This window comes from Amycolatopsis sp. NPDC059021 (assembly GCF_042739895.1).
Taxonomy (GTDB): domain Bacteria; phylum Actinomycetota; class Actinomycetes; order Mycobacteriales; family Pseudonocardiaceae; genus Amycolatopsis.
In genome coordinates this window covers 59835-73532 of record NZ_JBHYIQ010000006.1, presented here as the reverse complement: position 1 = coordinate 73532, position 13698 = coordinate 59835, and the positions used below count along the sequence as shown (strand labels likewise).

At 69.4% G+C, this 13698-nt stretch carries 11 protein-coding genes; all 11 read left to right on the top strand.

Annotation, left to right across the window (positions count from 1 at the left end; genetic code table 11):
* Positions 1-41 precede the first annotated feature (41 nt).
* The 11 genes from ACFWX1_RS04960 to ACFWX1_RS04910 all read left to right on the top strand — a co-directional run bounded on the left by ACFWX1_RS04960 (position 42) and on the right by ACFWX1_RS04910 (position 13646).
* Positions 42-1496 (top strand): MFS transporter, encoded by a 1455-nt coding sequence (locus tag ACFWX1_RS04960; RefSeq protein ID WP_378383940.1) that lies wholly within the window; start codon positions 42-44, stop codon positions 1494-1496.
* A gap of 483 nt (positions 1497-1979) precedes the next feature.
* Positions 1980-2834, top strand: a complete 855-nt coding sequence (locus tag ACFWX1_RS04955; RefSeq protein ID WP_378383938.1) for a class I fructose-bisphosphate aldolase family protein — start codon at positions 1980-1982, stop codon at positions 2832-2834.
* 16 nt (positions 2835-2850) lie between these two features.
* On the top strand, positions 2851-3966 hold the full coding sequence (locus tag ACFWX1_RS04950; protein ID WP_378383936.1) for a 3-dehydroquinate synthase II family protein: 1116 nt from the start codon (positions 2851-2853) through the stop codon (positions 3964-3966).
* Positions 3967-4008: 42 nt separating this feature from the next.
* Positions 4009-5316 carry an aspartate kinase gene (locus ACFWX1_RS04945; RefSeq protein WP_378383934.1) on the top strand — a complete coding sequence of 436 codons (1308 nt, stop codon included), beginning with the start codon at positions 4009-4011 and terminating at the stop codon, positions 5314-5316.
* 13 nt (positions 5317-5329) lie between these two features.
* Positions 5330-6538 (top strand): FAD-dependent monooxygenase, encoded by a 1209-nt coding sequence (locus tag ACFWX1_RS04940; protein WP_378383932.1) that lies wholly within the window; start codon positions 5330-5332, stop codon positions 6536-6538.
* Between the two features lie 36 nt (positions 6539-6574).
* Positions 6575-7576: a 3-oxoacyl-ACP synthase III family protein gene (locus ACFWX1_RS04935; RefSeq protein ID WP_378383930.1), complete on the top strand. Its 1002-nt coding sequence runs from the start codon at positions 6575-6577 to the stop codon at positions 7574-7576.
* 37 nt (positions 7577-7613) lie between these two features.
* Complete coding sequence (locus ACFWX1_RS04930; protein WP_378383928.1) at positions 7614-8468, top strand: arylamine N-acetyltransferase; 855 nt, start codon at positions 7614-7616, stop codon at positions 8466-8468.
* On the top strand, positions 8468-10210 hold the full coding sequence (locus ACFWX1_RS04925) for an FAD-dependent monooxygenase (protein ID WP_378383926.1): 1743 nt from the start codon (positions 8468-8470) through the stop codon (positions 10208-10210). The genes ACFWX1_RS04930 and ACFWX1_RS04925 overlap by 1 nt, the downstream gene beginning before the upstream one ends.
* 30 nt (positions 10211-10240) lie before the next feature.
* The gene (locus ACFWX1_RS04920; protein WP_378383924.1) at positions 10241-12004 is read left to right on the top strand and encodes an FAD-dependent monooxygenase; all 1764 of its coding nucleotides are present in this window, start codon (positions 10241-10243) and stop codon (positions 12002-12004) included.
* Positions 11988-12428: a nuclear transport factor 2 family protein gene (locus ACFWX1_RS04915; protein WP_378383923.1), complete on the top strand. Its 441-nt coding sequence runs from the start codon at positions 11988-11990 to the stop codon at positions 12426-12428. The genes ACFWX1_RS04920 and ACFWX1_RS04915 overlap by 17 nt, the downstream gene beginning before the upstream one ends.
* A 27-nt stretch (positions 12429-12455) precedes the next feature.
* Entirely contained in the window at positions 12456-13646 is a 1191-nt protein-coding gene (locus tag ACFWX1_RS04910) for an FAD-dependent monooxygenase (protein WP_378383921.1), read from the top strand.
* Positions 13647-13698 lie beyond the last annotated feature (52 nt).

Below are 13698 nucleotides of genomic sequence, written 5' to 3'. Positions count from 1 at the left end.
CCGCGTCGTCCCGCGACCGGGGGCAGGTGAAAGGGGAGACGATGCCGGGGGGAACCGCCGGCGCGGCGCGCCGGCCATGGCGGGAGCGGCGGGCCCCGGCGCTGGCGCTGTTGTGCGCCGCCCAGTTCATGGTCGTGCTGGACACCACGATCGTCAACGTGGCTCTTCCGTCGATCCAGCAGGAACTGCGGTTCGCCTCCCAGGCCGACCTGCAGTACGTGGTTTCCCTGTACGCCTTGACGTTCGGTGGTTTCCTCGTCTTCGCGGGCCGGGTGGCGGACCTGTTCGGCAGGCGGCGGCTGTTCGGGCTGGGGCTGCTGGTGTTCACCCTCGCGTCGCTCGTCTGCGGGCTCGCGCCCACCGCGACCGTGCTGCTCGTCGGCCGGACGCTGCAGGGGCTCGGCAGCGCGATGGTCTCGCCCGCCGCGCTGGCACTGCTCACGATGCGGTTCCCGGAAGGGCGCGAGCGCAACCGCGCGCTGGGAGTGTGGGGCGCGGCGGGCGGCGCGGCGGGCGCGACCGGCCTGATCCTCGGCGGTGTGCTCACCGCCGGTCTCGGCTGGGAATGGGTTTTCTTCATCAATCTCCCCGTCGGGGTGGCCGCGATGATCGCCGCGCCGCGGTTGCTGCCGTCCGGGCGGGTGCCGGATGTGGATCGCAGGCTGGATCTCGGCGGGGCGCTCAGCATCACGCTCGCGCTCGGGCTGCTCGTCTTCGCGTTCAGCCGCAGCGCGGACGCGGGATTCCTCGACGGCACGACGATCGCGCTGTTCGCCGGGGTGATCGTGTTCCTGGTCGTATTCGTCGTGGTCGAACGGCGAGTGGCCAATCCGGTCGTCGCCTTCCGGCTCTTCCGGCTGCCAGGGGTGACCGGTGCCAATGTGACCGCGCTGCTGCTGAATACGGTCATCGCCTCGCATCTGTTCTTCACCACGCTGTATGTCCAGCGCGTACTCGGCTTCTCCGCATTCGAAACCGGGCTCGCCTTCCTGCCGAACAGCGCGCTGGTGCTCGTGGGTTCCAGTATCGGATCCCGGCTGGCGGCGAAAGCAGGCCTCAACCGATTGCTCGCCGTCGCTCTCGGCATCATCGGAGTCAGCGCGGTGTTGCTGAGTGGCGTGTCCGTCGACGGAACCTATGCCGTTACCGTGCTACCGGGATTCGCATTGGCCGGGCTCGGATTGGGTATCGCGTTCGTGGCGGTGACGATCGGTGCCACGGCCGGCGTCGAGCAGCGGCTTCAGGGACTCGCTTCGGGGATCGTGAACTCCGCGCAACAGGTGGGTTTCGCTGTCGGTATCGCGGCCGTGGTCTCCGCGGCCATGGCCATGGGCGGCGCGACCGGGGACGCCGATACCGGCAGCCTGGTCGCGAGTTATTCGGCGGGATATGTCATCGACGCCGTTCTCGCGGCGGTGGCCGCTGTCGCCGCGCTGTTCCTCGTGCGTGGCCGGTCGTCCGCCGAAACCGGGGCGGGTGCTCGTAAAGCGGGTTAGCCTTGCCCGCGGCGGGAATGGCGGGCTGCTCGATCGACGGCGGATGCCCGCCGAGCGCGCCCGGATGTCTCGCCGGGCGCGCTTCGTTGTTCAGCTGGGGAATTTCCCCGGTTGAACTTATCGAAACTCCGACAGCGCCGAGGTGACCCGACTGTGCAACAAGGAATCGGCGTCGCTGTAAACTGCATGTTTCCGGAACGCGGCGGAAAGTGACTCGCTCGTCGCGCGGAGAATTGATACAGCGTTTTTGATTGCGCTTTCTGCTCCGTTCGTGTGCCGACTCCGAGGCACTGTGTGACGCTCGGTGTCCGCCGGGACTCGTCGTCCTCGCGAACTCCGTCCGTGCGGTGGGGAGATCGTTTGACACCCGGGTGAATCGCGGGATATACAGTATTCGTCCAGCTTGACCGACGGGTGACGAAGAGAATCGTTTCCCGTTTATCCCAGCACTCTTCCGCGCAGCTGAAATGTTCCTGTGCCGCTGTGTCCGGCGATGCTGGTTTCTTTACTACTGGGGAAGGTGTTCGTATCTTGTTGTCAACACCTCATGAAGCCTGTGGTAAACGCGTACGGCTGAGCAGGCTGACTCGGCAGAACAAAGACGGAATCTTTCTTGTCCCGATGGACCATTCCATCACGCTCGGGCCGATCACCACCGCGGCGGGCCTCGAGCACCTGGTCGCCGTGGTTTCCGCGAACGGGGCGGACGGCGTGGTGCTGCACAGCGGGCGTGCCCGCTTCGTGGATCCGGAGCTGTTCCGCGATCTTTCGCTGATCGTGCATCTGAGCGCGAGTACCGACCAGGCTCCCGACACCGACGAAAAAGTTCTGGTCTCGGCGGTGGAACAGGCCGTCACGCTCGGCGCCGACGCGGCGAGCGTGCACGTCAACCTCGGTTCCGGCACGGAGTCCGCGCAGCTCGCGGATCTCGGCCGGGTCGCGGCCCGGTGCGGTCAGTGGGGCATGCCGCTGATCGCCATGATCTACCCGAGAGGACCGCGGATCGAGAATCCCGCGGACCCGTCACTGGTCGCCCACGCCGCGAACATCGCCGCGGATCTGGGTGCCGACATCGTGAAGACGACATACACCGGCTCGGTCGACACCATGGCCGAAGTCGTCGAGACCTGCCCCATCCCCGTGGTCGTCGCCGGCGGCGCGCGCACCGAAACCGAAACCGACCTCTACACCTCGATCGAAGCGATCATGCGTTCCGGCGCGGCCGGTGTCGCGGTGGGACGCAACGTCTTCCAGGCGCGCGAGGTGAGCAGGGTGACCCGGCGGATCGCCAACATCGTGCACGGCATCACCAGTCGCGAGCAGGGCATCGCGTCCTAGTCTGAGGAGTGAACCGATGAAGCTGGCCTGGATAGATCTGCGTGGTCTCGACGAGCCGAAAGCCGTCGCCGAGGAGGCGATGCACGTGGGAATCCACGGGGTGCTCTCGGACGACCCGGTGCTGTTGAACACCATTCCGCCGTCGGTCAAACGGATCGGGATCGTCACCGAACACACGGACGCCGTCCTCATCGGTGAACTCCGCGCCGCGGCCGACGTGGTGGTGGTCGACCACCGCAGGATGGCCGACTGGCCGGACGGCGGGCTTTCCGATGGGGAGAGCGCGGAACTCGGGGCGTACGTGGTCGTCGACGACCATCCTTCGCTGGAAGCCGCGTGCTCCTGGGCGGCACGGATCGGCTGGACCGTCGTCGACTTCAAGGATCCGACGAAGATCCCGCTGGAGATCGTGCTCGCGGCCGCGGACGAGGCGGAGGGGCGGACGGTCACGGTGGTGCACGACCTCGAAGAGGCCGAGATCGTGCTCGGCGTGCTCGAACGCGGTTCGGACGGGGTGCTGCTCAAGCCGGCGGGCGTGGGCGACGCGACCGAACTGGTGGCACTGACCCGGGCGAGCACGCCGTCGCTGGCGCTCGAAGAACTCGAGGTCACCGGGATCACGCACATCGGCCTCGGGGAACGGGTGTGCGTCGACACCTGCTCGTATCTCGGCTACGACGAGGGAATCCTGGTCGGTTCCTACGCCGGCGGCATGATCCTCGCGTGCAGCGAAACGCATCCGCTGCCATACATGCCGACCCGGCCCTTCCGGGTCAACGCGGGCGCCGTCCACTCGTACACGCTCGGCCCGGCCAACCGAACCCGTTATCTCAGCGAACTGGGGTCGGGTTCGGAACTGCTCGCGGTGCGGACCAACGGGGAGACCCGGCGTGTCGTCGTGGGCCGGGCGAAAATCGAGACCCGGCCGCTGCTGCGGATCGAGGCCCGCTCGGCCGCGGGCACCTCCGTGGACCTGGTCGTGCAGGACGACTGGCACGTGCGGGTGCTCGGCCCCGGGGCGGAGGTCCTCAACGTGACCGAGCTCAAGCGCGGCGAAAAGCTCGCCGGGCTCACCATTCCCCAGCCACGACACGTCGGATACGCGGTCCGGGAGTTCCTGCTCGAGAAGTGAGCCGGCTCCCGGACGCCGTGCCGGCGCACGGAGGTGAAGGCTGTGCATGTCAGAGTGCAGAAATACGGCGGTACGTCGCTGGGTGACAGCACCCAGGTCGGCCGGGTCGCCGACCGGATCGTGGCCGCACATCGCTCGGGTGGCCCGCTGGTGGTCGTGGTCTCGGCGATGGGCGGCACGACCGACGACCTGCTCCGCCTCGCCCGTTCGGTCGGCTCGCCGCCCGAGGGCCGGGAACTCGACAGGCTGCTGAGCACAGGGGAATGCGCCTCCGCGGCCCTGATGACGCTGGCTCTCCAGCATCGGGACACCCCGGCGTGCTCGCTCACCGGCGCCGAGGCCGGGATCGTCACCGACGGCCAGCCCGGCCGGGCCCGCATCGTCGATGTCGAACCGGGCCGCATCCGGGCCGAACTGGCCGAAGGTCGCGTCGTCGTGGTGGCCGGTTTTCAGGGCAGGGCAAGGGAAGGCGGGTACCTCACCACGCTCGGCCGCGGCGGCTCGGACGCCACCGCGACAGCGCTCGCCGCGGCGCTGCGGGCCGAGGTGTGCGAAGTGGGCACCGACGTCGACGGCGTCTATACGGCCGATCCGCGGTGGGTGCCCGAAGCACGGCTGCTCCGGCATCTCTCCTACCCGCACATGCTGGAACTGGCCAGAGGGGGCGCGAAGGTGCTCATGACACGGTGCGTCGAATTCGGGATGGTGCACCAGGTTCCGTTGTGGGTCCGGGCGGCCACCGGCGACAGCCCCGGCACCTGGATCGGCAGACGCCCGCCCCGCCACGCGCCGGAGTTCTCCGAGCACTCGGCCGTGGTGGGCCTGGCACACCTGGCCGGGCAGACCTGTTACACCGTGGCGGGGCTGGCCGACGAGCCGGAGGCGTTCGCGAACGCCTTCGCGGCGATCGTGGAGGCCGGTGTCGTCCCGGACCTGACGGCCAGAACGGCGTCGGCCACCCGGTCCGGTGGGGTCGATCTGTCCTTTGTGGTGTCCGAAGAGGACGTTCCGAGGGCGGACGCCGCGCTGGCGGACGTGCACCGGTCCTGTGACTTCGACCAGGTTCACCGGTCGGAGAAGGTGGGCAAACTTTCCGTTGTCGGTACCCGGCTCCGGTCCGATCCGGAGATCTCGGCCACGTTGCTGAGAGCGCTTTCCGCTGCCGATGTCGCGGTGCGGCGGACGGAGATCGGCGACGGCCGGATCGTGGTGCTGTGCCCGGAGGAGCAGCTGGTGCCCGCGCTGGCCGCCGCGCACGACGCGTTCGTCCTTTCCGGACACCTCGCCGGAGCGCGCGCCGAGGAGGCGGGCGGTCAGGTCCCGATCACGAGCCCCGATTCCACGCACTGAAGCGGAGGCAGTGATGAGTACACACCAGCACCGGAGCGGACACGGTGGCCAGGAACGGCGAATCGGCGTCATCGGCGCCGGTATCGCGGGGCTGACCACCACGATCGCCTTGCACAGGGCGGGTTTCCCGGTCACGGTCTTCGAACGGACGCCGGTCATGGACGTCGCCGGGGTGGGCATCCAGCTCACCCCCAACGCGAGCAGGCTGCTCGCCCGGCTCGGGCTGGCCGAGCGGCTGGCCGACGTCGCTTCGCGGCCGAGGTCGGTGGACGTGCATCGCTGGGACGACGGCAGCCTGCTCACCCGGATGCCGCTCGGTGACGAGTGCGCCGGGCTCTTCGGCGCCCCGTATTACACCGTGCACCGGGGCGATCTGCAGCGCGTGCTGCTCGACGCCGTCCCCCCGGAGTACCTGGAACTCGGTCACCGCTGCACCGAGGTGCGTGCCGGTTCCGGTGCGGCCACGGCCGTCTTCGCCAACGGCGCCCGGCAGGAATTCGACGTACTGCTCGGCGCCGACGGTATCCATTCGGTCGTCCGGCGGACGATGGTGGCGGACGCGCCGAAGTTCTCCGGGCTGATCGCCTATCGCGGGCTGGTCGACGCGGACGACGTCCCCGAGTTCCGCGACGATCACCGCTTACGGGCCTGGTTCGGGCCGGGCCAGCATTGCGTGTGCTACCCGGTTTCCGCCGGGCGCGCGCTCAGCTTCACCGCGATGGCGGCCGCGGACATCGGGCAGGACACGGCGGTTTCCCCGGCGGGGCGCCGGGATTCCCTGCTCGCCGCCTACCGCGGCTGGGATCCGCGGCTGGTGGCCCTGCTCGCCGCCGCGGACGGGGTCAGCAGGTGGGAACTGCACGACCGCAACCCGTTGTCCCGCTGGAGCACGCCACGCCTCACCCTGCTCGGTGACGCGGCGCATCCCATGCTCCCGTTCCGCGCGCAGGGCGCGAACCAGGGGATCGAGGACGCCGTCGTGCTGGCGGAATGCCTTGCCACGGCCGGAGAAGACGCTTCGGCGGCGCTGTACCGCTACGAACGCGCGCGAAGGCCGAGGACCACCCGGATCCAGCGGGACTCCCGGGAAAGCGCGCGGGCCTTCCACCTCGGGGACGGCGGCGGTCAGCACGAGCGGGACCGGCGGATGTCCGGTCAATGGACGTTGCGCAGCCACGAATGGCTGTTCGGGTACCGGGCGGAGCACGCGGCCGTGGCGTGAACGCACCACCAGACACACCAGAAGGGACTGTTCGGTATGCCGTCTACCCAGACCGCCCGCAGTGTCGGAGTGCTCGGCACGGGCGCCTATCTCCCCGCGCGCTTCGTGCCCAATGACGAGGTCGCGCCGCCCGCGGGGGTCGACGACGAATGGATCGTGCGGAAGACCGGAATCCGGGGCAGGCACTGGGCCGAGCCGGACGAGGCGACCTCCGACCTCGCGCTGGCGGCCGCGGAGGCCGCGCTGTCGCGGGCAGGCGTGGACGCCGGCGCTCTTTCGCTGATCGTGGTCGCGACTTCGACGCCCGACTCCCCGCAGCCGCCGACCGCCACGGTGCTCGCGGACCGGCTCGGCGCGCCGCCCACCGCGGCCGCGTTCGACCTGAACGCGGTGTGCAGCGGATTCGTGTTCGCCACCGACCTCGGCTGGCGCGTCGCCGCGGCGGCCGAGGACGGCCACGCGCTCGTCGTCGGCGCGGACATCTATTCGCGGATCACGGATCCGCTCGACCGGCGGACCGCGGTGCTGCTCGGTGACGGGGCGGGCGCCGTGGTGCTGGGCCCGGTCGGCGACGGCCGGGGCGTCCTCGCGACCCGGTTGCTGACCTTCGCGGAGTACCGGGGACTCGTCGAGGTTCCCGCGGGTGGCAGCCGGATGCCCGCGTCGACGGCGACGCTCGCGGGGCGGCAGCACTACTTCCTGATGGAGGGGCGAAGCGTCGTCGAGTTCGTGCGCAAGCACATTCCGCCCGCGGTCAACTCGTTCCTCAGCGAGAACCGGATCGCCCCGGAGCGGATCCGGCACCTGATCACCCACCAGGCGAACGGGAAGCTGATCCGGACCCTCGCCGAGGATCTCGGGCTCCCGGAGGCGCGGCTGCACACCACCGTCGAGCGGTACGGGAACACCGGCGCGGCATCGGTCGCGGTCACCCTGGACGACGCCGCCCGCGCCGGCGTGCTCGAGCCCGGCGATCTGGTGCTGCTGGCGGCTTTCGGCGGCGGGATGTCCATCGGCCTGGCGTTGCTCCGCTGGTGACGGCTCGAAGGGATCGAGGAAGGCGAGGTGAGTGACCATGGTGCTCGATGAGGACACCGTCGAGTCCTATCTGCGCAGGATCGGGGCCAAACGGCCGGCACATCCGGACGCCGGCGCCTTGCGCGTCCTGCAGGAACGGCACGTGATGTCCGTGCCCTTCGAGAACGTCGACTGTTATGTCCGCCGTCCCCTCGGCCTCGGCGAAGCCGCCGTGCGGAAGGTGGCCGAGCGGCATCGCGGAGGCGGCTGCTACGAGCTGAACTCCGCTCTGGGGCTGTTGCTCCGCGCGCTGGGATACCCGGTCACCGTGCTCGGCGCGCGGGTCTACCACGGGGACGTCCTGATGCCGCCGCTGCGGCATCTGGTCCTGCTCGTCGAGACGCCCGAAACGTGGCTGGTGGACGTCGGATTCGGGTTCGGCAAGGACCGCAACAGCCGGTTCCCCCTGCGGTTCGGCGACCGGTCCCCGCAGCAGGATCCGCACGGTGAGTACCTCCTGGTGGACGCGCCGCACGGCGACGTCGACGTGGTGCGGGACGGGACGCCGTTGTACCGGCTGGAGCGGCATCCACGCGACATCGGCGAGTTCGAGGCGACGCTGTGGTGGTTCCACACGGCACCCGAATCACCGATGTTGCAGGCGCTCTTCTGCGTCCGGCAGACCGAAACCGGGCGGGTGTCGCTGAAGAACCGGACGCTCGTGCGCACGGCGGGCGCGGAGCGGACCACCGTCACGCTCGAGAGCCGTGAGCAGGTGCGGGAGGTACTGGCGGCCGAGTTCGGCATCGAGGTCCCCGGCCTCCCGGACTTCGAGCGTCCCCCGGGAGAGCTGGCCCGGATCATCGCGGCCGAGATCGCCGCGGCGGCCGCCCCTCGAGGGGAGCGGGCGTGATGGAGACGACGATTACCGATGTGTTGGTCGTCGGCGCGGGCCCGACCGGCCTGATCGCGTCCGCGTTGCTGGCCAGGTACGGCATCGACAGCGTCACGATCAACAAGAACGGCGGTACCCATCCGACGCCGCGCGCGGTGTTCATCAATCAGCGGTCGGTGGAGATCTTTCGTGAACTCGGGGTGGAGGACGAGGTGATGCGGGCGGGGACGCCGATTCGCGCGCTGGGCAACAATGTCTGGGCGACGAGTTTCGCGGGGCCGGAGCTGGCCAGGCTGCGTGCCTGGGGGACGGGTCCGGATCGGCGTGGTGAGTACGCGGCGACAAGTCCCTGCGAGATCGTCAACGCGCCGCAACATGTTCTCGAACCCGTTCTCCTTGGCGGGGCACGGAAAGCGGGCGCCGATATCCGGTTCGGTCATGAACTCCTCGCGCTCACCGAAGAAACCGATCACGTGCTCGCCACAGTTCGTGATCACGGGGCGGAGGCCGAGTATCGCGTCCAAGCACGGTATGTCATCGGTGCCGACGGCGGCCGGAGTCTTACGGCTAAGCACGCGGGGATCGGTTATGAGGACGAGAGCGGGGTGCTCAACTGGGCCGCGAATGTCTGGCTGGAGGCCGATCTCACCGAGCACTGCGCGCACCGGCCCGCGCTGATCTACTGCATCCACGAGCCGGGCGCGCGGTTCCACAGCAGCAGCTGGGTCTGCATCCGGCCGTGGCACGAATGGATCATGAGCATCATCTACTCCGGGGAACAGGGGAAACCGGAGCTCGACGAGGAGACTGCCCTCGGCTACGCGCGCGGGATGATCGGCGACCCGGCGGTGGACGTCCGGGTGAAGGCGATCAGCAACTGGTCCGTGGACCGGGCACTGGCTGCCGAGTTCCGGAAGGGGCGGGTGTTCCTGGCGGGGGACAGCGCGCATCGTCATCCGCCGCCCAACGGGCTGGGAAGCAACACCGGGATGCAGGACGCGTACAACCTCGCCTGGAAGCTCGCCATGGTCGTGCGGGGACAGGCCGGGGACGAGCTGCTCGACAGCTACCAGACCGAACGCAAACCCGTGGCGAGCGCGGTTCTCGAGCAGACCATGCAGAGCCTGCGGTACATGGACCCGATGATCACCGCGCTCGGGGTCCAGCCGGACCAGAGCGCCGAGGAGATGTGGGAGCGGATCGCCGAGTTGTCGGCCGCGACGGAACGCGGTCGTGCACGCAGGCGCGAACTCCGCGAGGCTGTTCGGCTCCAGCAGTACCACTACAACTGCCACGGCGCCGAGGCCGGGCACCGCTACACCGACGGTGCGCTGGTCGCCGCCGGGTCCCCGCCGGTACCCGACCGGGACGAACGGTTGTACTTCCGGGCGGACACCTATCCCGGCTCGCCGGTTCCGCACGCGTGGCTGGAGCATCTCGGTACTCCTTTGTCCACAGTGGACGTCGTGGGGAACGGGGTTTTCACCCTGGTCACCGGAATCGGCGGCCAGCCCTGGGTCCAGGCCGCGGAGCAAGTGGCGAGGAAGCTGGGCATTCCCTTGTCCAGCGCCGTCGTGGGCCATCACGAGCAGTACCACGACACCTACGGCGACTGGGCCGCCCTGCGTGACATCGACGACACCGGCTGTCTCCTGGTCCGTCCCGATCGCCGCATCGCCTGGCGCGCCAGGGAGCTTGCCGCGGATCCCGCGGGCGAACTCGCCACCGTGCTCCTGCGCGTGCTCCGGCGTTCCGGCTGAGATCGCCGACCGAAGACAGGAGTGTGCTCGATGGAGACGACGGTTACCGATGTGCTGGTCGTCGGCGCGGGCCCGACCGGCCTGGTCGCGTCCGCGTTGCTGGCCAAGTATGGAATCGACAGCGTCACGGTCACCAAACACGAGGACACCGCGCTCAGCCCGAGGGCCCACATCGTCAATCAGCGGTCGGTGGAGATCTTCCGTGAGCTCGGCGTGGAGGACGAGGTGATGCGGGTGGGGACGCCGATTCGCGCGCTGGGCAACAATGTCTGGGCGACGAGTTTCGCGGGGCCGGAGCTGGCCAGGTTGCGTGCCTGGGGCACGGGGCCGGAACGACGCGGTGAGTATCTGGCGGCGAGCCCCTGTGAACTCGTCAACGCACCGCAACATCTTCTCGAGCCCGTTCTCCTTTCGGGGGCGAGGAAGGCGGGTGCGGACATCCGTTTCGGTCATGAACTCGGGGAATTCACGGAATATCCCGATCACGTGCTCGCCACGGTTCGTGATCACGGGGAGGGGACCGAGTATCGGGTTCAGGCGCGGTATGTCATCGGTGCCGACGGTGGGCGGAGTCTTACCGCGAAACAGGCGGGGATCGGTTATGAGGACGAGAGCGGGGTGCTCAACTGGGCCGCGAATGTCTGGCTGGAGGCCGACCTCACCGAATACTGCGCGCACCGGCCTGCCGCGCTGTACTGGATCTACCGGCCCGGTGACGGATTCCACTGCACGACGTGGATCTGTGTGCGGCCGTGGACGGAATGGGTGATGGCGGTCGTCTTCCCCGAGCAACACGAGGAACCCCCCGTTCTGGACCACGAGACCGCGTTGGCCTACGCGCGGGGAATGATCGGGGACCCGGCGGTGGACGTCCGGGTGAAATCCGTCAACACTTGGTCCGTCGGCCAGGCGTTGGCCGGTGAGTTCCGGAAGGGACGGGTATTGCTGGCGGGGGACAGCGCGCATCGGCATCCGCCGCCCAACGGATTGGGGAGCAACACCGGGATGCAGGACGCGCACAACCTCGCCTGGAAACTCGCCATGGTCGTCCAGGGGCACGCTGGGGACGAACTGCTCGACAGCTACCACACCGAACGCAAGGAGACCGGACGCGTCGTCGTGGACAGCGTGATGCGCAGCCTGCGGAATCTGACTCCGCTCGCGGAAGCCTTCGGATTCGCCCCGGGAAGATCCGAAGAAGAGACGTGGGCGCGGATCGCCGAATTGTCGGCCGACACCACCCGCGGCCGCGAACGCAGACGCGAACTCCGTGAGGCCGTGGAACTCCAGCACCACCAGTACAACTGCCACGGCGTGGAATGCGGGCTGCCCTACACCGGCGGAGCATTGGTGCACGACGACGGGCTGCCACCCCGGGAGCCGAGCGCCGGCGAGCGGTTGCGTTTCCGGGCGAGCACCCGTCCCGGTTCGCCGGTTCCGCACGCGTGGCTGGAGCATCTCGGCACCCCGTTGTCCACAGTGGACGTCGTGGGGAACGGGGTTTTCACCCTGGTCACCGGAATCGGCGGACAGCCCTGGGTGCGGGCCGCCGACCAGGTGGCCAGGGCGCTCGGCACACCGATCACCACGGCTGTCGTGGGATACCAGCAGCAGTACCACGACGTCTACGGCCACTGGGCCGCGCTGCGGGAAATCGACGACACCGGCTGCCTGCTCGTCCGCCCCGACCGGTATGTCGCCTGGCGGCGCCACCGGCTCACCGCCGATCCCGCCGGCGATCTCGCCGTCGCGGTGAAAACCGTACTGGGAAAGGAAGATGATGGACGTCGTTAAGCGATCGGACACCGCGGCCGCGGTGCTGGAACGGTTCATCGAGGCCGAAGTGGCGTACTTCGCGGGCCGGATCGGCACGTTCCCCGCCGAGGAATTCCTGTGGCCGGACTTCGTGCTCCACGAACCGGAGTCGATGCCCTACGGCGGCGCGTGGCACGGCCACGACGGCTTCCGGCGCTTCCTCGAAGTGATGACGCGGACCTGGAGCACGATGGGGCCGAAGGAACCGCCCGAACTCGTCGAACAAGGCGGCATCGTCGTCGTGCTGGCCACTCTGCACGCCAGGGCGCGGGCTACCGGAGAACTCGTGGAGTCGCCCGTCAGCCAGGTGGTGCGGGTGCGGGAGGGCCGCCTGGCCGAAGCGCGGATGTTCTATTGGGACACCGAGGCGATCAACAAGGCGTTCGGACACGACCGGACGTGACGGCGGAGCGCGGCGGAAAGGGACGTGATGATCGAGAACCGGGATGTCGCCGTCGTCGGTGGCGGGATCGGTGGCCTGACCGCCGCGCTGTGCCTCGCCCGCGCGGGGGCGGCCGTGGTCGTGTTCGAACAGGTGGGCAGGCCACGTGAGGCAGGTGCCGGAATCCTGCTCATGAACAACGGCCTGTCCGTGCTCGGCGGGCTGGGACTGGCGGACGTGCTGGCCCGCGCGGGCCATCCACTCCGCGCCGCGACCCTGCACGACGCGGACGGCGGCCTGCTGGCGAAGATCCCGGTGCGGGACTGCGGCCCCGGCCTCGACTACGCGCTCATGCTCCGGCGGAGCGCGTTGCACCAGGCCCTGCTGGACGCCGTCGGCGCCGAGCCGCGGATCACCCTGCGGCTCGGCACCAGGGTCGTCGCGGCGAACAGGGACGGCAAGGTCACCGTCGAGAGCGCGGGCGTTCGCGAGACCGTGGACGTGGATCTCGTGGTCGCCGCCGACGGGGTGCATTCGACGGTACGCGGGCTCGGCGACTTCGGTGCCCGGGTGCGTGATCTGACGGCGCTGTCGGTGCGGGGCATGGTGCACGGGGAGCATCCGGCGCTGGACGGGTTGCGCGAATACTGGTCGCCCGCCGGTGTTTTCGGTGGCGCGCCGATGGGCGACGGCTCGACCTACTTCTTCACCTCGGCGACGAAACGGCCGCTCCCGCACGCCGTCGCGCTCGGGGATCTCACGCGGTTCCGGCAGGTGTGGCGGACGGCGCTGCCCCCGGTGGGCCCGATCCTCGACCGTGTCACGTGTTTCGACCAGCTCTACGTCACCGACATCCTGCGGGTGGAATGCCGCCGGTGGGTCGACGGCAGGCTCGTGCTCCTCGGGGACGCGGCGCACGCCATGCCACCGAACCTCGGGCAGGGCGGTAGCTCGGCCATTCTCGACGCGGCGATTCTCGCCATCGAACTGGCGGCGCACCAGCCGGTCGACGAGGCTTTGCGGCGGTACGCGGCTCGCCGCAGGCCCGCGGTACGGGCCGCGCAGGCGCGAGCGTGCCGGTTGCTTCAGCTGACCGAGGCACCGCCCCGCGGTCTCGGCCCGGTGCGCGACTTCGGCGTGCGCCTGGCCGGGCGGCTGCCGAAGGTGTCCGCCGGAAACGGTGTCCTGCAAGAAGAACCGGCCGAACTCTACGCCGCGACGGTGGCGTTGGCCGGTTGACCCGCGTGGCCGGTACGGCGAAGGCGGTGTGCGGCGGGCAGGTCCGCCGCAC

Bases quoted from the DNA above. Each gene is read 5' to 3' on its own strand.
- ACFWX1_RS04950 (WP_378383936.1), top strand. From the start codon at position 2,851: ATGAAGCTGGCCTGGATAGATCTGCGTGGTCTCGACGAGCCGAAAGCC.
- ACFWX1_RS04925 (WP_378383926.1), top strand. From the start codon at position 8,468: ATGGAGACGACGATTACCGATGTGTTGGTCGTCGGCGCGGGCCCGACC.
- ACFWX1_RS04935 (WP_378383930.1), top strand. From the start codon at position 6,575: ATGCCGTCTACCCAGACCGCCCGCAGTGTCGGAGTGCTCGGCACGGGC.
- ACFWX1_RS04940 (WP_378383932.1), top strand. From the start codon at position 5,330: ATGAGTACACACCAGCACCGGAGCGGACACGGTGGCCAGGAACGGCGA.
- ACFWX1_RS04960 (WP_378383940.1), top strand. From the start codon at position 42: ATGCCGGGGGGAACCGCCGGCGCGGCGCGCCGGCCATGGCGGGAGCGG.
- ACFWX1_RS04930 (WP_378383928.1), top strand. From the start codon at position 7,614: ATGGTGCTCGATGAGGACACCGTCGAGTCCTATCTGCGCAGGATCGGG.
- ACFWX1_RS04910 (WP_378383921.1), top strand. From the start codon at position 12,456: ATGATCGAGAACCGGGATGTCGCCGTCGTCGGTGGCGGGATCGGTGGC.
- ACFWX1_RS04920 (WP_378383924.1), top strand. From the start codon at position 10,241: ATGGAGACGACGGTTACCGATGTGCTGGTCGTCGGCGCGGGCCCGACC.
- ACFWX1_RS04915 (WP_378383923.1), top strand. From the start codon at position 11,988: ATGATGGACGTCGTTAAGCGATCGGACACCGCGGCCGCGGTGCTGGAA.